A 21,117-nucleotide genomic window follows, 5' to 3' on the forward strand; every position below is an offset into this window, starting at 1 on the left:
ATCAACAGCTAGGCACCCCGCGACGGACAGACCGGTTCGTCGCGCCGGCGGTCCAGGAGGACCGTCGATCTCGTCCACATGATCTGTCGGGGATCCTGCGCGAGCGGGGCGGTTGCGCCCACCGCGCTCATAGGCGAATTTCTCGCTCCACGGAGTACCAAGGTGTCTTCGTGCTGCCCGAAAACGGTTCGCCTCTGCTTTTTTTCGCGATTCGAGGAGGCTCTGGTGCACGGTACGGAGTTGGGTGGGTTCAGCGCGCGACCGCAGGAAGCGGAGGTCGCCGCCACGGCGTCGGCACCGTTCCCGCTGACACCGGCCCAGCTGGGAGTCTGGTACGCGCAGCTGCTCGACCCCGAGGTCCCGATCACCATCGCCCAGTACGTCGACATCACCGGTGAACTGGATGCGGCTGTGCTGCAACAGGTCACGGCCGAGGCCGCGCACGCCTACGGTTCCCCACTGGTGCGCATCGGCGAATCCGACGGTGTCCCTTACCAGGTCGTCGACCACACCATCCCGGTCGAGAGCGAACTGCCGCTGATCGATCTGCGCCACCACGACGACCCCGTCGCCGCCGCGCACGAGTGGATGCGCGCGGAGTTCGGCGCGCCGCTCGACCTGCTCACCGACCGCCTGGTGGCGGGCGCGGTGCTGCGCGTCGGCGAGGCCCGCTGGTTCTGGTACCTGCGCGGACATCACATCGTGCTCGACGGCTACGGCGCCTTCACCAACTCCCAGCGCATCGCCGAGCTCTACACCGCCCGGATCCTGGGGACCGAGGCCAAGGCGGCGGTTCCCGGCGACCTGGCCGAGCTCGTCGACGGCGAACAGCGCTACCGCGAGAGCACCCGCTTCGCCAACGACCGCGAGCACTGGGCCGAGCGCATCGCCGGCCTGGACAGCCCGACCAGCCTCGACAGCCGTACCGCGCCCCGCGCCGCGATCAACCTGGTGACCGGTGGACGGCTCTCGGAGAAGCTTGTCGACCGGCTGGAAACCATTGCCGCCAGCGATGATTCGACCATCTCCGCGGTGCTGCTCGCGGCCTTCGCGGCCTACCTCGGCCGGCTCACCGACCGCCCGGACGCGGTGCTCAGCCTGCCCGTCACCGCGCGCACCACCGCGGTGATGCGCCGCTCGGCGGGCATGCTGTCCAATATCGTCCCGCTGCGCCTGCCCACCGGCGCGGCGGGCGCGGCCACCACCTGGGGCGAACTGCTGCGCGCGGCCCGCGTCGAGGTGGCGGGCGCGCTGCGGCATCAGCGCTACCGCGCCGAGGACATCCGCCGCGACGCCGAGGACGACGGCCGTCCCGCCCGGCGCGCGCTGTTCGGCCCGCTCGCCAACTTCATGCTCTTCCGCAGCGACCTCACCCTCGGCACCACCACCGGCCGCTACCGGGTGCTGTCCACCGGCCCGATCGAGGACCTGAGCCTCAACGTCTACTACGGCGACCGCGATCGCGTGCACGTCGACTTCGAGGCCAACCCGCACCTCTACGACCCGGACACGCTGGCCCGGCACCACTCCCGCTTCCTCGGTTTCCTCGAGCGTCTCGCCGCCGCCGACCTGGACACCGCGATCGGCGCGATCGAGGTCGCGACCGAGCTGGAACTGCAGGTCAGCACCAAGATCTGGAACGCGACCGGCTTCGACGTCGCCGCCGCGCTGGCCGAGCGCGCGGTGCCGGCCGCGACGCTGCCCGCGCTGTTCGAGGCCCAGGTCGCCCGCACCCCCGACGAGGTCGCCGTGCGGATGGCCGGTGACGACACCGCGACCCTGACCTACCGCGAGCTCGCGCAGCGGGTCAACCGGCTCGCCCGGCGGCTGCGCGCCGACGGGATCGGCCCGGAAGCACTGGTGGCGCTGAGCATCCGGCGGTCGCCGGAGCTGGTCGTCGCCATGTACGCGGTGCTCGCCGCCGGCGCGGCCTACGTTCCGATCGACCCGGATCACCCGGCCGAGCGGATCGCGCACATCCTGGCTACCGCCGCCCCGGCCGTGGTCCTCACCACCACGCGCGACGGCGCGCCCGGCGCCGACGCGCTGCCGGTGCTGGCCGTGGACGCGCTCGACCTCACCGGTTACGCCGACGCGCCGCTGACCGACGCCGAGCGCACCGCGCCGCTGCGTCCGGGGCATCCCGCCTACGTCATCTTCACCTCCGGCTCCACCGGCCTGCCCAAGGGCGTCGCGGTCGAGCACGCCGCGATCGTCAACCGGCTGGTGTGGATGCAGCAGATCTACCGGCTGCACGGGGTCGACGTGGTGTTGCAGAAGACCCCGATGACCTTCGATGTCTCGGTGTGGGAGTTCTTCTGGCCCTTGCAGATCGGCGCGACGCTGCTGCTCGCCGAGCCGGACGGCCATCGCGATCCCGGCTACCTGCGCGGTGTGATCGCCGAGTACGGCGTCACCGTCGCCCATTTCGTGCCCTCGATGCTGGAAGCCTTTCTGGCGCAGCAGGAGATCGCCGAGCGCACCTCGCTGCGGCTGGTCTTCGCTTCCGGCGAGGCGCTGCCCGCCGCCCTGGCGCAGCGGCTGCGGCTGCTCACCGGCGCGCGGCTGCACAATCTCTACGGCCCGACCGAGGCCGCGGTCGACGTCACCTTCCACGAGGTGAACGACGCGGACCGGACCACGGTGCCGATCGGCGCGCCGGTGTTCAACACCCGGCTCCATGTTCTCGACTCGCGGCTGCGGCCGGTACCGGTCGGGGCTCCGGGTGAGCTGTATCTGTCGGGGGTACAGCTCGCCCGGGGTTACGTCGGACGGCCCGAGCTCACCGCCGGGCGGTTCGTCGCCGATCTCGGCGCGCCGGGCGAGCGGATGTACCGCACCGGCGACCTGGTCCGCTGGACCACCCACGGTGAACTGGAATACCTGGGCCGCACCGATTTCCAGGTGAAGTTGCGCGGCCTGCGGATCGAGCTCGGCGAGATCGAGGCCGTGCTCGAAGGGGTCGAGGGCGCGGTGCGCGCCGTCGTCGTCGTGCGCGACGACGCGGGTGTCGGCGAACAGCTGGTCGCCTATGTGGTGGAGGCCGAGCCGGGCGCGGTCGCGGTGGACCTGCTGCGCGAGGCCGCGCTGCGCGCGCTGCCCGCGTACATGGTGCCCGCCGCGTTCGTGCTGCTCGACGCGCTGCCGGTGAACGCCTCCGGCAAGCTCGACCGCAAGGCGTTGCCCGCGCCCGCCCGCGTCGTCGTCGCCTACGCCGAACCCGTCGGGCCGGTCGAACAGTCGGTGGCCAGGGTGTTCGGCGAGGTGCTCGGCCTGGACCGGGTCGGCCGCGACGACGACTTCTTCGCCCTGGGCGGCAACAGCCTGGTCGCCACCCAGGTGGCGGCCCGCCTCGGTGCCGATCTCGGTCTCCGGCTCGGTGTCCGCGACCTGTTCGGCGCGACCACACCTGCCCGGCTGGCCGCCGCGGTCGCCGAGCGCGCCGACGCCGGTGTCACCGCTCAGCTGCCGGTGCTCGCGGCGGGCCCGCGCCCGGCGCTGATCCCGCTCTCGCCCGCGCAGCAGCGGATCTGGTTCCTCAATCGCTTCGATCCTTCCGCCCCCGGCTACAACATGCCGTTCGTGGTGCGGATGCGCGGCACCGCGAATCTGTCCGCGCTGGTCGCGGCGCTGCACGCGGTCGTCGACCGGCACGAGGCGCTGCGCACCGTGTTCCCCGCGGTGGACGTGCCCGGTGGCGAGGTGGCCGAACAGGTCGTGCGCGACGCCGGGATCGTCCGCATCGACGAGCCGACCACGGTGGCCGCCGCGGAGCTGGACGCCGAGCTCGCCCGATTCGCTGCCGCCGGTTTCGATCTCGAACACGAGGCGCCGTTCCGGGCGCGCATCTTCGTCGTCGCGGGCGAGGCGGCCGACCCGGCGGGCGAGTGCGCGCTGGCGGTCGTGCTGCACCACATCGCGGCCGACGGTGTGTCGCTCCGGGTCCTGGTGCGCGATGTCCTCGCCGCGTACCAGGCGGCGGCCGTCGGGCTCGAGCCCGGCTGGGCGCCGTTGAGCGTCCAATACGCCGACTACGCCCTGTGGCAGCGTGAACTGCTGGGCGCGGAGACCGATCCGCAGTCGCTGGCGTCGCGCGAAATCGCCTTCTGGGAAAGGACACTGGCGGGTCTGCCGGATCAGCTGGAACTGCCGTCGGCCCGCCAGCGGCCGGTGACGCCGAGCCTGCGCGGCGCGCGGACCGGCTTCACCATCGGTGCCGGCCTGCACCGGCAGCTGGCCGAGCTGGCCACCGAGGCGGGCGCGTCGCTGTTCATGGTGCTGCACACGGCGCTGGCCGTGCTGCTGGCCCGGATCGGCGGCGGCACCGACATCGCCATCGGCACCGGCGTCGCGGGCCGCGGCGACCGGGCGATCGACGATCTGATCGGCATGTTCGTCAACACCCTCGTGCTGCGCACCGAGATCGACCCGGCCGCGAGTTTCACCGCCGCGCTCGAGCACACCCGCGAGACCGACCTGGCGGCCTTCGCGCACGCCACCGTCCCGTTCGACCGGCTGGTCGACGTGGTCAACCCGGCGCGCTCGCAGGCCAGGCATCCGCTGTTCCAGGTGGCGCTGAACTTCCAGGCCGGCCTGGACACCAGCTTCGAGCTGGGCGGCTCGCCGGTGTCGGTGCGGGAGATCGAGCTCGACATCACCAAGTTCGACCTGCAGTTCACCCTCGACGAAAGGCGCGGCGCGGCAGGCGAACCCGCGGGCATCGACGCCGTCGTCCTCTACGCCACCGACCTGTTCGACGACGCCGAGATCGTCGAGCTGGGCGCGCGGTTCACCCGACTACTCGCCGCGGCCGTCGCCGCGCCCGCCACTCCCGTCGGCGAACTGCCGCTGCTGTCGCGGGCCGAGTACGCCCGCCTCACCGGCATGCGCGGCGCGCCCGTCACCGCGACCGGCCTGCTGCCCGACCTGCTCGCCGCCGCCGTCGCGGCCGACCAGGACCGGATCGCGGTCACCGACGGCGACCGTGCCCTCACCTACCGGGAACTCGACCGGGCGTCCTCGCGCCTGGCCAGGGTGCTGGTGGACGGTGGGGTCGGCCCCGACGACATCGTCGCGGTCGGGATTCCGCGCTCCGTCGAATCGGTGCTCGCCGTGTGGGCGATCGCCAAGGCCGGCGCGGCCTGGCTGCCCGTCGATCCGAGCTACCCGCTCGATCGGATCACCCATATGGTGACCGATTCCGGCGCGCGAGTCGGTCTTACGGTGTCCGAGGCGCAGTCCGCGCTGCCCGGCCCCACCGACTGGCTGGTGCTCGACGAGCTGAAGCTGATGGCCGAGTGCGCCGCCCGCTCCAGCGATCCGATCACCGACGCCGATCGGGTGCGCCCGCTGCGCGCCGCGCACCTGGCCTACGTCATCTACACCTCCGGTTCCACCGGCCTGCCCAAGGGCGTGCTGGTGACCCAGGCCGGTATCGCCGGGTTCGCCGCCGAGGAGTCCGCGCGCATGTTCGGCACCGCCGACGCGCGGGTGCTGCAGGTCGGGTCGCCGTCGTTCGACATCTCGGTGATGGAGCTGCTGCTCGCGGTGAATTCGGCCGCCACGCTGGTGATCGCGCCGATGGGCCGCCACGTCGGCGCCGAACTGGCGCAGCTGCTGGCCGCGGAGCGCGTCACCCACGCGCTGATGACCCCCTCCGGTCTGGCGGTGCTCGATCCCGAACAGCTCGACGACCTGCGGATGGTAATGGTCGGTGGCGAGGCGTGCCCGCCCGATCTGGTCGCCCGCTGGACCGGCGGCACCGTGCCCCGCGCGTTCGTCAACGCCTACGGCCCGTCCGAGACGACCGTCGCGACCAATATCAGCGCCCCGCTGACCGCGGGTTCGCCGCTGACCCTGGGCACGCCGCTGCGCGGCATCGCGCAGTGGGTGCTCGACGACCGGTTGCAGCCGGTGCCCGCCGGTGTCGCCGGTGAGCTGTACGTCGCCGGCGCGCAGGTGGCCCGCGGCTACCGCAGCCGGGCCGCGCTCACCGCGGGCCGCTTCGTCGCCTGCCCGTGGGAGCCGGGCGCGCGCATGTACCGCACCGGTGACCTGGTCCGCTGGACCGACGCGGGCACCCTGGAGTACCTGGGCCGCAACGACGACCAGGTGAAGCTGCGCGGTTTCCGGATCGAGCTCGGCGAGATCGAGGCCGCGCTGCTGGCCCAGCCGTCGGTGCGCCAGGCCGTCGTCCTGGTGCGGGCCGACGCGCATCGCGGAGACCAGCTGGTGGCCTACGTGGTGCCGGACGCGGCATCGGCCGACCTCGGCGCCGAACTGACCGCGACCCTGCGCGGCAGCCTCGCCGCGCACATGGTGCCGTCGGCGTTCGTGCTGCTCGACGCGCTGCCGCTCACCCCGAACGGCAAGCTCGACCGCCGCGCGCTGCCCGAACCCGTCTTCGCCGCGCGCGCCTTCCGGGCGCCCGCCGGCGGCGTCGAGACCGTGGTGGCGCAGGTCTTCGGCGAAGTGCTCGGTGTCGAGCGGGTGGGTGCCGACGACGATTTCTTCGCCCTCGGCGGCAACTCGCTGGTCGCCACCCAGGTGGCCTCCCGGCTCGGCGCCGCGCTCGGCCGCGCGGTGTCGCTGAAGACGCTGTTCGAAGCACCGACCGTCACCGGCCTCGCGGCCGCGCTCGGCTCGGCCGAGACCACCGCGATCCGCCCGCCGCTGGTGGCGGGGGAACGGCCGCACCGGATTCCGCTGTCCTACGCGCAGCAGCGCATGTGGTTCCTCAACCAGTTCGACGCCGACTCCGTCGCCGACAACATCGCCGCCGCGATCCGGCTGACCGGCACCATCGACCACGCCGCCATGACCGCCGCGGTCGCCGCCGTCTTCGCCCGCCACGAGGCGCTGCGCACCCGCTACCCGGCCGTCGACGGCATCCCCTTCCAGCAGGTGCTCGACGCCGAGCAGCTGACCATCGCGCTCGAGCCCGAGGCCGTCGACCCGGCCGCGCTCGACGACCGCGTCCGCGCCCTCGCCGCGGTGCCGTTCGCGGTGGACCAGGAACCGCCGGTCCGCCTGCACCTGCTGCGCCTCGGCGCCGAGCAGCACGTCCTCGTGCTGGTGCTGCACCACATCGCGGCCGACGGCTGGTCGGTCGCGCCGCTCACCCGCGATGTGATGGTGGCCTACGCCGCCCACCTGTCCGGTGCCGAGCCGGGATGGACGCCACTGCCCGTGCAGTACGCCGACTTCGCGCTGTGGCAGCGCGCCGCCCTCGGCGCCGAGGACGACCCGGATTCGCCGATGTCGCGCCAGATCGATTTCTGGACAGCGGAACTCGCCGATCTGCCGGATCTGCTCGCGCTGCCCGCCGATCGCCCCCGCCCCGCTGTCGCTTCGGGTCGCGGTGCCCGGCACACCTTCGCGGTGTCCGCCGCGCTCACCGAGCGGCTGCGCGCCGTCGCCGCCGAGGCCAACGCCTCGCTGTTCATGGTGCTGCACGCCGCGTTCGCCGCCACCCTGGGGAAACTGTCGGGGCAGCAGGACATCTCGATCGGCACGCCGGTGGCCGGTCGCGGCGACCAGGCGCTCGACGAGCTGGTCGGCATGTTCGTCAACACCCTGGTGCTGCGCACCCAGGTCGACCCGGCCGCCACCTTCGCCGACCTCGTCGGCACGGTCCGCGACGGCGATCTGCGCGCGCTGGCCGCCACCGATGTCACCTTCGACCGGCTGGTCGAGGCGCTCAACCCCGAGCGCTCCACCGCCCGGCACCCGCTGTTCCAGGTGATGCTCGACTTCCAGAACAACACCAGGACCGAGCTCGAACTGGCCGGCCTGACCGCCGCCGAGATCGAGATCGACACCCACACCGCCAAATTCGACCTGCAGCTGACGCTGCGCGAGACCACCGACGGCCTGCTCGCCCGCTTCGAGTACGCGACCGACCTGTTCGACGCGCAGACCATCACAGATTTCGGTACCCGCCTGCTGCGGGTGCTGGAAGCGGTGACCGCCGATCCCAGCGTCGTGATCGGCGACATCGACCTGCTCGGCGCCGCCGAGCGCACCCGGATCCTCGACACCTGGAACGCCACCGCGTACCCGGTCGACGAGACGATGACGCTGGTCTCGCTGTTCACGGCGCAGGCCGCGCGCACCCCGGGCGCGACCGCGCTGACCTTCGAGGGTGAGTCCCTCACCTACGGCGAGTTCGCCGAGCGGGTGCATCGCCTGGCCCGCCTGCTGATCTCGATCGGCGTGCGGCCCGATCGCACGGTCGCCCTCGGCATCCGCCGCTCGACCGACCTGGTCGTCGCGATGTACGCCGTGCTCGCCGCGGGCGGCGCCTACGTGCCACTGGACCCCGAGCACCCGGCCGAGCGCCTCGCGCACGTCATCGACGCGGCCGCGCCGGTGTGCGTGCTCACCCGCGCGGTCGACGGACTCGACCTCCCCGAGACGAGTTCCGTCGCGGTGCTCGAGCTCGAACAGCTCGACACCACCGACTACCCGGCCGCGCCGATCACCGACGCCGACCGGCTCGCCACCCTGACCCCGGCCAACGCCGCCTACCTGATCTTCACCTCCGGTTCGACCGGCAGGCCCAAGGGCGTCGTGGTCTCGCACGCCGCGATCGTCAACCGCCTGGTGTGGATGCAGGACGCCTACCGGCTCACCGCGGCCGACACCGTGGTGCAGAAGACCCCGGCCACCTTCGACGTGTCGGTGTGGGAGTTCTTCTGGCCCTTGCAGATCGGTGCCCGGCTGGTGCTGGCCCGCCCCGACGGACATCGCGATCCGGCCTACCTGGCCGAGCTGATCGACGCCGAGTCGGTGACCGTCGCGCACTTCGTTCCGTCGATGCTGTCGGTGTTCGTCGCGGCCATCGACGGTGCGTCGGCGAGTGATCACCGGTGCGCCGCGCTGCGCATGGTGTTCGCCTCCGGTGAGGCGCTGCCGCCCGCTCCCGCCCACCGGCTGCACGCCCTGACCGGGGCCACGGTGCACAACCTCTACGGGCCGACCGAGGCCGCCGTCGACGTCACCTTCCACGAGGTGACCCCGGCCGATGTCGTCTCGGTGCCGATCGGCGAGCCCGTCCACAACACCCGCGTCTACGTCCTCGACGGCAGGCTGCGGCCGGTGCCGGTCGGCGTTCCCGGCGAGCTGTATCTGGCCGGTGCCCAGCTGGCGCGCGGGTACGCGGGCCGGGTCGACCTGACCGCCGACCGCTTCGTCGCCGACCCGTTCGCCTCGGGCGAGCGCATGTACCGCACCGGTGACCTGGTCACCTGGACCGCCGACGGTGAGCTGGAGTATCTGGGCCGCACCGACTTCCAGGTGAAGCTGCGCGGTCTGCGGATCGAGCTCGGCGAGATCGAGGCCGCGCTCGGTGGGCTGACCGAGGTCGGGCAGGCGGCGGTCGTCGTCCGCGACGACCTGCTGGTGGCCTACCTGGTTCCCGCCGCCGACCTCGACGTCGACGGGGTGCGCGCCTCGCTCACCCGCACGCTCCCGGCCTACATGGTCCCGGCCGCCTTCGTCGAACTCGACGAGTTCCCGCTCAACGCCTCCGGCAAGCTGGATCGCAAGGCGCTGCCCGCACCGGTGTTCGCGGCCGCGGTCTTCCGCGCCCCGGTCACCGAGGTGGAGCAGATCGTGGCCGGGGTCTTCGCCGCGGTCCTCGGCTTCCCCGCCGACCGGGAGGTCGGCCTCGACGACGACTTCTTCGCCCTCGGCGGCAACTCGCTCAACGCCACCCAGGTGGCGGCCCGCCTCGGCGCCGCGCTCGACACCCAGGTGCCGGTGCGGCTGCTCTTCGACGCGCCGACCGTCGTCGAGCTGGCCGCCCGCTGCACCGCGCTGCGCGGCACCGGGCGACGGGTCGAGCTCACCACCCGTGAACGCCCGCAGCGGATTCCGCTCTCGGCCGCGCAGCGCCGGATGTGGTTCCTCAACCGTTACCTCGCCGACGCCGACGGCTCGGGCGATGCCGTGAACAACATCCCGGTCGCCCTGCGGCTGACCGGCGAGCTCGACATCACCGCGCTCGAGGCGGCGCTCGCCGATCTGATCGGCAGGCACGAGACCCTGCGCACCAGCTACCCGGACGGCCCCGACGGCGCCGCCCAGCTGATCGCCGACGCCGCGCCCGTCGCGCTGCGGCCCGAGCCGGTCAGCGCGGCCGAACTGCCCGCGCTGCTGCGGTCCCGCGCGGCGGTGCGGTTCGATCTCACCGCCGAGATCCCGCTGCGCGCGGCGCTGTTCGCGGTCGACGACGAGCACGTGCTCGTGCTGGTGGTGCACCACATCGCCGCCGACGGCTTCTCCCTCGGTCCGCTGGCCGCCGACCTGATGACCGCCTACGCCGCCCGCCGCACCGGCAGCGCCCCGGACTGGGCGCCGCTGCCGATCCAGTACGCCGATTACGCGCTCTGGCAGGACGAGAACCTCGGCGACGCGGCCGATCCCGACTCCCTGGCGCACGCGCAGCTGGCCTTCTGGCGGCGCGGCCTCGCCGGTCTGCCGGAGCAGCTGGAGCTGCCGACCGACCGGCACCGCCCGGCCGAGTCCAGCTTCCACGGCGGGGTGCACCGCTTCCAGATCGACTCCGATCTGCACAGCGAGCTGCGCGAGCTGGCCCGCAAGCACGAGGCCACCCTGTTCAGCACCGTGCACGCCGCGCTGGCCGTGCTGCTGGCCCGGCTCTCCGGCGGCAGCGACATCGCCATCGGCACCCCGGTCGCCGGCCGCGGCGAGGCCGCCCTCGACGGGCTCATCGGCATGTTCGTCAACACCCTGGTGCTGCGCAGCCAGATCGACCCGCGCGCCGCGTTCGAGACCACCCTCGACGCCGTGCGCGCGGGCGACCTCGACGCGCTCTCGCACGCGGACGTCCCGTTCGAGCAGATCGTCGACGCCGTCGATCCGGCGCGGGCGCGCAACCGCCACCCGCTGTTCCAGGTGGCACTGGTGCTGCAGAACTTCACCGTGCCCGCGCTGACCGCCGCCGGGCTGCGGGTCGCGCCGATCGACATCGACGCCGCGGTGGCGAAGTTCGACCTGCAGTTCACCCTCACCGAAGCCGGTGACGTCGACGGCCGCGCCGACGGCATGGTCATCGAGATCGCCTACGCCACCGACCTGTTCGACGCGGGCAGCATCGCCGTGCTGGCCCGCCGGTTCACCCAGGTGCTGGCCGCGGTGGTCGCCGATCCGACCGTCGTCGTCGGTGACATCCAGCTGCTCAGCGCCGAGGAGCAGCAGCGCATGCTGCACGACTGGGCCACCACCGGCGACGCGGTCGCCACCGGTGCCGAGACCATGCTGGACCGGTTCGCCGCGATCGCCGCGCGCCACCCGCACGCCGTCGCGGTGAAGGCCGCGGGCGCCACGCTCACCTACGACCAGCTCGACGCCTGGTCCAACCGGCTGGCCCGGCGCCTCGCCGGGGCCGGTGTCGGCCCGGAAACCCTGGTGGCCGTCGCCCTTCCGCGTTCGGTGGAACTGGCTGTCGCGCTGCTGGCCGTGCTCAAGGCGGGCGGCGGCTACCTGCCGATCGACCCGAACTACCCGGCCGACCGCATCGAGTACGTGCTCGACGACGCCCGCCCGCTGTGCGCGATCGCGAACACGGCCACCGGGCTGGCCAGGGACTGGTTCGGCGGCCCGGTGATCGACCCCGCCGCCGAGAACTTGACCGGCTTCGCGGCCACGCCGCTGGCGGCGACCGACCGGCGCGCGCCGCTGGTCCCCGCGAACACCGCGTACGTCATCTACACCTCCGGCTCCACCGGCCGCCCCAAGGGCGTGGTGATCCCGCACGCGAACGTGCTCGCGCTGCTGGACAACAGCGAGCGCCACTTCGGCTTCGGCCCGTCGGACGTGTGGACGATGTTCCACTCCTACGCCTTCGACTTCTCGGTCTGGGAACTGTGGGGCGCGCTGCTGACCGGCGGCTCGATCGTGCTGGTCGACTACTACACCTCGCGCTCGCCCGAGCAGTTCCGCGAGCTGCTGCTGGCGGAGCGGGTGACCGTGCTCAACCAGACCCCGTCCGCGTTCTACCAGCTCATCGCCGCCGACCTGGCCACCACGCCGGGTGACTACGCCCTGCGCACGGTGATCTTCGGTGGTGAGGCGCTGGAACCGCAGCGGCTGACCGGCTGGTTCGCCAGGTACCCGCGCTCGCCGCGGCTGGTGAACATGTACGGCATCACCGAGACCACGGTGCACGCCTCCTACCGGGAGATCACCCCGGAGACCGGGTCGGCCAGCGTCATCGGCGGCGCCCTCGCGGGATTGACGGTGCGCGTGCTGGATTCGCGCCTGCGGCCGGTGCCGGTCGGCGTGCCCGGCGAGATCTACGTCTCCGGCGCGCAATTGGCGCGCGGCTACCTGGCCCGGCCCGACCTCACCGCGAGCCGGTTCGTCGCCGATGCCTACGGCGCCCCCGGCAGCATCGCCTACCGCTCGGGTGACCTGGCCCGCTGGACCGCCGACGGCGATCTGGAATACCTGGGCCGGGCCGATCAGCAGGTCAACCTGCGCGGCTTCCGCGTCGAGCTCGGCGAGATCGAGGCCGCGCTGCTGCACAGCTCGGTGGCGCCGCGCGAGGTCGCGGTGCTGGTGCGCACCGATCTGGTCGACGAGCCGCGGATCGTGGCCTACCTGGTCGCCGGTCCCGACACCGGCCGGATCGACGCGGCGGCCATCCGCCAGGAACTGGCCCGCACGCTGCCCGAGCACATGCTCCCGGCGGCGGTCGTGCCGGTCGAGCGGATCCCGCTGACCGTCAACGGCAAGCTGGACCGGGCCGCGCTGCCCGCGCCGGTCTTCGAGACCACCGTCTACCGCAAGCCGGCCACGGTCACCGAGGAGATCATCGCCGCGGTGTACGCCGAGGTGCTCGGCCGCACCGGCGCCGACGATCAGCCGGTCGGCGCCGACGACGATTTCTTCGCGCTGGGCGGCAGCTCGCTGCTCGCCGCGAAGGCGGTCGCCCGGATCGGCGCCGCGCTGGATCGCCGGGTCGGTGTGCGCACGCTGTTCGAGGCGCCGCGCGTCGGCGAGCTGGCGGCCGCGGTGGACGCGCAGGCGAAGGTCGACCGGCCCGCGCTGGTCGGTCGGGCCCGCCCGGAGCAGCTGCCGCTCTCGCCCGCCCAGCAGCGGATGTGGTTCCTCAACCGCTTCGACCGCGCCTCGGTCGCCTACAACATCCCGTTCGCGCTGCGCCTGTCCGGTGACCTCGATGTCGCCGCGCTGCGGGCGGCGGTGACCGATCTGGTCGCCCGCCACGAATCGCTGCGGACGGTGTACCCGGAGGTCGACGGCGCGCCGGTACAGGCGATCAGCCCTGCCGCACAGGCGGTTCCGGTGCTCGAGCCGGTCGCCGTCACCGCGGCCGACCTGCCCGGCGCGATCGCCGAGCTGGCCGCCACCACCTTCGATGTCACCGCCGAGATCCCGGTCCGGCTGCGCCTGTTCCAGGTGGGAGCCGCGGCCGAGCACGAGTTCGTGCTCGCCGCGGTCCTGCACCACATCGCCGCCGACGGCTCGTCGATCGCGCCGTTCGTCGCGGACCTGATGCGCGCCTACACCGCGCGGCTGGCCGACACCGCGCCCGGCTGGACGCCGCCCGCCGTGCAGTTCGCCGACTACGCGCTGTGGCAGCGGGAGCTGCTCGGTGACGAGGCCGACCCGGACTCCGTGGCCGCCCAGCAGGTCGGCTACTGGCAGGCCCAGCTGGCCGGGCTGCCCGACCAGCTGACCCTGCCGACCGACCGGCCCCGACCGGCCCGGCAGAGCCTGCGCGGCGACAAGGTGAGCTTCACCGTCGACGCCGATCTGCACGCCGCCCTGGTCGCCCTCGGCCGTGGCAACGGCGCCACGCTGTTCATGGTGGTGCACGCGGCCTTCGCCGCCCTGCTGGCCCGGCTCTCGGGGACCGCCGACATCGCTGTCGGCACGCCGAACGCGGGCCGAGGCGAAGCCGAACTCGACGAGGTCATCGGCATGTTCGTCAACACGCTGGTGCTGCGCACGCCGGTCGCCGGCGACGCGCCGTTCACCGACCTGCTCGCCGCCGCCCGCACCGCCGACATCGCCGCGTTCTCGCACGCCGACGTCCCGTTCGAGCGCCTGGTGGAGGTGCTCAACCCCGCTCGCTCCACCGCCAGGCACCCACTGTTCCAGGTCGGCTACTCGTTCCAGAACCACGAGCGCGGGCAGCTCGAGCTGCCCGGCCTGACCATCTCGGACATCGAATTCGATTCCGGTGTCGCGCAATTCGACCTGCACCTGTTCGCCCTCGACCACTACACGGCCGACGGCGCGCCCGCGGGCATCGAGATGGCGCTCGGCTACGCGAGCGACCTGTTCGACGCGAGCACCGCCGAGCGGTTCGCCGCTCAGCTGCGCCGCATCCTCGAATCCGTCACCGTCGCACCGGAAACCGTGGTCGGCGATCTCGATCTGCTCGGTGCCGACCGCGCGCTGCTGCTCGACACCTGGAACGCCACCGCGCATCCGGTGGAGCCGGTCACCCTGGCCGAGCTCGGCGCGCGGCAGGCGGCCGCCACCCCCGGCGCGCTCGCCCTGGTCGACGCCGCGACCGGCACGTCGCTGGACTACGCCGCCTTCGACGCGCGGGTGAACCGGATCGCCCGGCTGCTGATCGCCGAGGGCGTCGGCCCGGAACGCACGGTCGTGCTGGCCATGCGGCGCGGGCCGGACCTGGTGATCGCCATGCACGCCGTGGTGCGGGCCGGCGGCGCGTACGTGCCGATCGACCCCGATCATCCGGTCGACCGGATCGCCTACATCGTCGAGACGGCGGCACCGCTGTGCGTGCTCACCACCGCCGCCGACGGGTTGCCGATCACCGTGGACGTGCCGGTGTTCGAGCTGGATCACACTGCGCTGTCGGAGCTTTCGGACGCACCGGTGACCGATGCCGAGCGCATCGCGCCACTGCGGCCCGCCCATCCCGCGTACGTGATCTTCACGTCGGGGTCGACCGGCCTGCCCAAGGGTGTCGCGGTGCCGCACGCGGCGATCGTCAACCAGCTCGCCTGGCTGCACGACCGCTTCGCGATGACCGGCGCGGACCGGGTGCTGCTCAAGACCCCGGCCACCTTCGACCTGTCGGTCTGGGAGTTCTGGTCGCCGCTGACCTCCGGCGGGGCGCTGGTCGTCACCCGGCCCGGCGACGAACGCGATCCGGATCGGCTGCGCGACACCATGACCCGGCACGGCGTCACCGTGTTGCACGCGGTGCCGTCGCTGGTCGGCATGCTGCTGGCCGCCGAGGCCACACCGGCCCTGCCGGAGTCGCTGCGCGCGGTCTTGGCCATCGGTGAGGCGCTGCCCGCCGCCACGGCCACCGAGTTCCGGGCCCGCGCTACCGGTGCCCGCCTGCACAACCTGTACGGGCCGACCGAGGCTGCCGTCTCGATCACCGAATACGAAGTGGCGCAGGATCCCTCGCACGTCGTGCCGATCGGCACTCCGGCCTGGAACAGCGCGCTCTACGTCCTCGACGCCCGCCTGCGGCCGGTCCCCGTCGGTGTGGCCGGTGAGCTGTACCTCGCGGGTGACCAGCTCGCCCGTGGCTACTACGGTCGCCAAGCGCTGACCGCAGATCGCTTCGTCGCCAACCCCTTCGGAACCTTCGCGGCGACAGGTCGGTCCGGCTCCCGCATGTACCGCACCGGCGACATCGTCCGGTGGCGCGCCGACGGCACCCTGGAGTACCTCGAGCGGGCCGACTTCCAGGTGAAGATCGGTGGCTTCCGGATCGAGCTCGGCGAGGTCGAGACCGCGCTGCTGCGGTGCGAAGGCGTGCGCGCGGCGGTCGCCGTGGCCAAGACCGACGAGCGGGCCGGGGCGCGGCTGATCGCCTATGCCGCGGTCGCCGATCTCACCCCCGGCGACGAGCAGGCGATCGCGGCGGAACTGCGCGGTGAACTCGCCGCCGAACTGCCCGCGTACATGGTGCCCGCTGCCCTGGTGGTGCTGGAGTCGTTGCCGCTCAATGCCAACGGCAAGGTCGACCGGGCCAGGCTGCCCGAGCCGGAGTTCGGCGACGCGGTCTTCCGCGCGCCGGTCACCGCGGCCGAACAGCTGGTCGCGCGGACCTTCGCCGAGGTGATCGGCTGCGCGAGCGCGGGCCTGGACGACGACTTCTTCGCCCTCGGCGGCAACTCGCTGATGGCGACCAGGCTGGCCGCCCGGCTCGGTGCCGCGCTCGGCGCGCAGGTGCCGGTGGCCGAGGTGTTCGACGCCCCGACCGTGGCCGCGCTGGCCGAGCGGCTCGGCGGCCTGGACCGCTCGCTCGCCCGCCCGCCGCTGACCCGGCGCACCGGCGACGGACCCGCGGTCCTCTCGCCCGCGCAGCAACGCATGTGGGTGCTGCACCAGCTGGCACCGCAGTCGGCGGCCTATCACATCCCGGCCGCCATCCGGCTGACCGGTGAACTCGACCTGCCCGCCCTGCAATCGGCGGTCGGCGACCTGCTGTCGCGGCACGACACCCTGCGCACCCGCTACCCCGACACGGCGGCGGGGCCGGTCCAGCAGGTGCTGCCCGCCTGGTCCGCCGCGGTCGAACTGACCCCGATCCCGGTCGCCGCCGCGGACGTCGAGGCCAGGATCACCGCCCTGGTGTCCCAGCCGTTCGACATCACCGCCGCGCCGCCGGTGCGGGTGGCGCTCTACGGGCTCGGCGCGGACGACCACGTCCTCGTCGTCGTGGTGCACCACATCAGCGCCGACGGCTACTCGATCGCGCCGCTCACCCGGGACCTGGTGCGCGCCTACGTCGATCGCAGCGAGGGCCGCGAACCCGGCTGGGCCCCATTGGAGATCCAGTACGGCGACTTCAGCGCCTGGCAGCACGAGCTGCTCGGCACCGACGCCGACCCGGACAGCGTGCTCACCCAGCAGCTGACCTACTGGACCAGGGAACTGTCCGGCGCACCCGAACTGCTCGCGCTGCCCACCGACCGACCCCGCGCCACCCGGCGCGAGATGCGCGGCGCGGCAGAGCAGTTCGAGATCGACGCGACGCTGACCCGGCGCCTCGACGAGGTCGCACGCGAGCACGGCACCACGCTGTTCACCCTGGTGCACAGCGCGCTGGCGGTGCTGCTGGCCAAGCAGTCCGGCAGCGCCGACATCACCATCGGCGCGCCGGTGGCCGGGCGCGGTGCCCGCGAACTCGACGACCTGGTCGGCATGTTCGTCAACACCGTCGTCCTGCGCACCGAGGTGGACTCGCGGGCGCCGTTCACCGATCTGCTGGCCCAGGCCAGGCGGCGCGACCTCGCCGCTCTCGCGCACGCCGACGTGCCGTTCGAGCAGGTCGTCGACGCCATGGGCCGGACCCGCTCGGCCGCCTACACCCCGCTGTTCCAGGTGATGCTCACCTTCCAGAACATGCCGCCCGGTGGCATCGCACTCCCCGGCCTGCACGTGCGGACCCTGGACCCCGGACTCGGCGAAGCCAAGTTCGACCTGCACCTGACCGCGTTGCAGCGCTACGACGCGGCCGGTGCGCTCGACGGGCTCGACGTGCACTTCGGGTACGCCACCGACCTTTTCGACGCCTCGACCGTCCGGATTCTGGCCGAGCGGCTCCGCAAGGTCCTCGCGGCCGTCGCGGCCGACCCGGCCGTCCCCGTGCGGGCGATCGATGTGCGCACCGACGCGGAGAAGACCCCGCGTCCGCGCACGTACACCATCGCCGATCTCCCGGGCCTCGTCGGCTCGGCGGCTCGGCTCGCGCCGGCGACCGTGGCATTCGCCCACGGCGAGCACGCCATCTCGTTCGGAACGCTCGACGCCAAGCTCACCGCGGTGAGCAAGGCGATGGGCGCCGCGATGAAACCCGAAGCGCTGGTGAACGTCGCGCTGGCCGGGCTGGTGCCCGGCGTGCTCGCCGCACTCGGCGCGTCCGGACTCACCACCACTCTGCAAACACTGGTGACCGATGCCGCCGCGGTGATCGCCCGGTCGGGGTCGGCTGACGACTCGGAAGGACAACTCTGATGTCGCACACGGATTCGGTCACGGCGGCTGTCTCGCTCGACGCGCTGCTGCGTGACCCGGCGGACGAGCGCAGGCGTGATCCCGCCACCTTGCTCGCCGCCTTCACCACCCAGATCCGCCAGGATCCCGATGCCGTCGCGGTGCGCGACGGCGCGACCGAGCTCAGCTACGGCGAGCTGGGCGAACGGGTCGACGCGCTGGCGGTCTGCCTGGCCGCCCGCGGGGTCGGGCCGGAGACCACGGTCGCGGTGGCGCTGCCGCGATCGGCCGACCTGGTCGTCGCCGTGCACGCGGTGATCGCGGCGGGCGGCGCGTTCGTCCTGCTCGATCCGGACGCCCCCGCCGACGTGCGGCAGCGCACCGTCGCCCTGGCCGCGCCGGTCCTGGTGATCACCGCGCCGGAGGTGGCCCATCCCGCCGGCGTCCCGGTCCTGGGGATCGACGCCGAGCCCGCCGCCGACCTCAGCGCCGACGACCTGCCAGGGCCCGGCGCGGACAATCCGGCCTACCTGATCGTCGACGTGTCGGGCGCGAGCGCTGTGGTCGTCGGACACCGTGCCGCCCAGGCGAATTCGGTGTGGCGCCAGCGCCTCTGCGGTCTCGGCCCCGGCGACGCGGTGCTCTGGCACGCGCCGCTGAGCGAGCAGGCGAGCGTGGGGGAGCTGCTGCTCGCCCTGCAGACCGGCGCCACCCTGGTGCTGCCGACGAGCGACACGCTGTCCCGCTCGATCGCCGAGACCGGCGCCACCGCGGCCTGTTTCGCCCCCGAGCAGCTCGCCGCGCTCGCCGCGCTGCCCGACGCCGAGGAACGGCTCGACTCGCTGCGAATCGTCCTGAGCTGCGGCGCCCCGCTGCCCGCGAAGACCGCGGCCGCCCTGCGCGCGGTGAGCGGCGCGACCCTCTGGCACGTCTACGGCAGGCCGGAGACCGCGGGCGAGGTCGTCGCGCACGAGGTGACCGGCGCCGACCTCGAGTCGGTCCCGCTCGGCTCGGCCGCCGACGATGTCGAGCTGCTGATCCTCGACGAGCAGCTGTGCCCGGTCCCCGACGGCGAGATCGGCGAACTCTACGTCTCCGGTGTGCAATTGGCGCGCGGGTACCTCGGGCGGCAGGCGACCGCCGCCACCTTCCTGGCCAACCCGATCGGCCCGGTGGACGACCGGATGTTCGCCACCGGCGACCTCGTGCGGCGCAGGCCGCCGGGCGACGGCTGGACCGCCGAACTCGAGTTCGTCGGCCGCGTCGACCCCGACGAGGTCACCGCGGCGCCGCACGGTGGACTGCCCGGCGAGCTGCTGCTCGACGAGTTCGAAGCGCAGGCCGCCGCGACCCCTTTCGACCCGGCGGTCGTGCACGCCCCGAGCACGGGCGGCGCGGCCTCGATCATCACCTACGGTGACCTGGACCGGCGCACCAACCAGCTGGCCCGGCACCTGAACGCGCTCGGAGTCGGGCCGGAATCGGCTGTGCTGGTCGATGTTCCGCGCTCGGTCGAACTGGTGGTGGCGATGTACGCCGTGCTCAAGGCCGGTGGCGCCGTGGTGCCGGTCGACACCGCGAGCAGTCCCGCCGTGCTGCCGCCGGTCGCGAACCCGGCGCTGGTGCTCACCGTGCGCTCGCGCGATCACGGTGCGGTGTACGACATTCCGTCCGTCGTGATCGACGATGTGGCGCTCGCCGACTATTCCGACGAGCCGATCACCAGGGCCGAACGGCGCACCCCGGTGCTGCCGGAACACCCGGCCTTCGTGCTGTACCCGCACGGCGCGACCCAGGGCATCACCATCAGCCACATCGCCGCCGTGCACCGGCTGACCGGCATGCAGGGCAGGCACGGCTTCACCGGGCGCGATGTGTACCTGCACCAGGCCGCCATCGGCGAGGTGACCGAATGGCACGGCTACGTGCTGCCGTTGCGGGTCGGTGCCACCGTCGTCCTGACCGAACCGCCCGACCCCGTGCGGTTAGCGAGCCTGGTCGCCGACTACGGCGTCACCGCCGCCGATTTCACGCCGCCGCGGCTGGCCGCGTTCACCGACCACGTGCACCGCGCGGGCCTGCGCGCCGCGATCGGCTCGCTGCGCAGCGTCGTCGTCCTCGGCGCGCCGCTCAGCGCGGCCGAGGTGCGTGCCTTCGGCGCGGTGACCGGCGCTCGGCTGCACCACGATTACGGCAGGGCCGAGGCCACGGTCACCCTTACCTATCCCGCCGCGCCCGGCGCGGACACCCCGGAGCCCCCGCCGGTGCGGGTCAGGGAATGGAATCGCCGGGTCTACGTGCTCGACGCGCGGCTGCGCCCGACCAGTCCCGGCGTCGCCGGTGAGCTGTACCTGTCCGGCGCGCAGCTGGCTCGCGGCTATCGCGACGATCCGCGCGCCACCTCGGACCGGTTCGTCGCCAACCCGTTCGGCATCCCGGGGGAGCGGATGTTCCGCACCGGGGAGCTGGCGCGCTGGGAGATCGACGGCACCACCGCCGCGCTCGTCCGCCTCGGCGCCGCCGGCGCGGCGACCGTGGGCGCGCTGGAATCGCTGCTCGGCCACGGTGCGAGCATGCGGGCCAGGATCGGCGCCGGGATCGGCGCGCGGATCACCGAACTGTCGCGGCGGCACGCGGTTCCGCCGTTCGCGGTCGTCCGGGCCGCGATGACGGTGCTGCTGGCCTGGCAGGCGGGCACGGCCGTCGCGGGCGCGACCACGCTGTCCGAGATCCTGTGCGCCGAACCGGATCCCGTGGTGTCCTCGGCCACCGCGGCGACCAGCGAGTCGTGCGCGCTGGCCGGGCCGCTCGGCGCGGTGACCTTGAGCTACCTCGACACCGGCGCCGAGGCGTTCGGCGTTCCCGGCCTCGAACTCACCGCCCTGCGTTTCGACGGGCCGACGGTGGCCGACGGCGTGCACTTCATCGTCTCCACCCATGCCGACCCCGACGGCAATCTCGGCCTCGAACTCGAATACAGCACAGACCGTTTCGACGACCGCGCCGCCGCGACCCTGCTGCGCCGCTTCTCCCGCGCCCTGGGTCTGCTCACCGGCGACCCCGACGCCCCGAGCGACTCGTTCGACCTCAGCACCCCCGCCGAGCGCGCCGCGAGCTGACCCCCACCCCCTC

2 protein-coding genes are annotated in these 21,117 nt (G+C 73.1%); both read left to right on the forward strand.

Annotated features, from left to right (window positions below):
- Positions 1-225 precede the first annotated feature (225 nt).
- Positions 226-18,006, forward strand: a complete 17,781-nt coding sequence (locus ACFVW6_RS04150) for a non-ribosomal peptide synthase/polyketide synthase (RefSeq protein WP_378823781.1) — start codon at positions 226-228, stop codon at positions 18,004-18,006.
- On the forward strand, positions 18,006-21,104 hold the full coding sequence (locus ACFVW6_RS04155) for an AMP-binding protein (protein ID WP_378823780.1): 3,099 nt from the start codon (positions 18,006-18,008) through the stop codon (positions 21,102-21,104). Before ACFVW6_RS04150 ends, ACFVW6_RS04155 begins: the two co-directional genes overlap by 1 nt.
- Positions 21,105-21,117 lie beyond the last annotated feature (13 nt).

Source organism: Nocardia sp. NPDC058244 (genome assembly GCF_042882065.1).
In the GTDB taxonomy this organism is placed as follows: domain Bacteria; phylum Actinomycetota; class Actinomycetes; order Mycobacteriales; family Mycobacteriaceae; genus Nocardia.

Bases quoted from the DNA above. Each gene is read 5' to 3' on its own strand.
- ACFVW6_RS04155 (WP_378823780.1), top strand. From the start codon at position 18,006: ATGTCGCACACGGATTCGGTCACGGCGGCTGTCTCGCTCGACGCGCTG.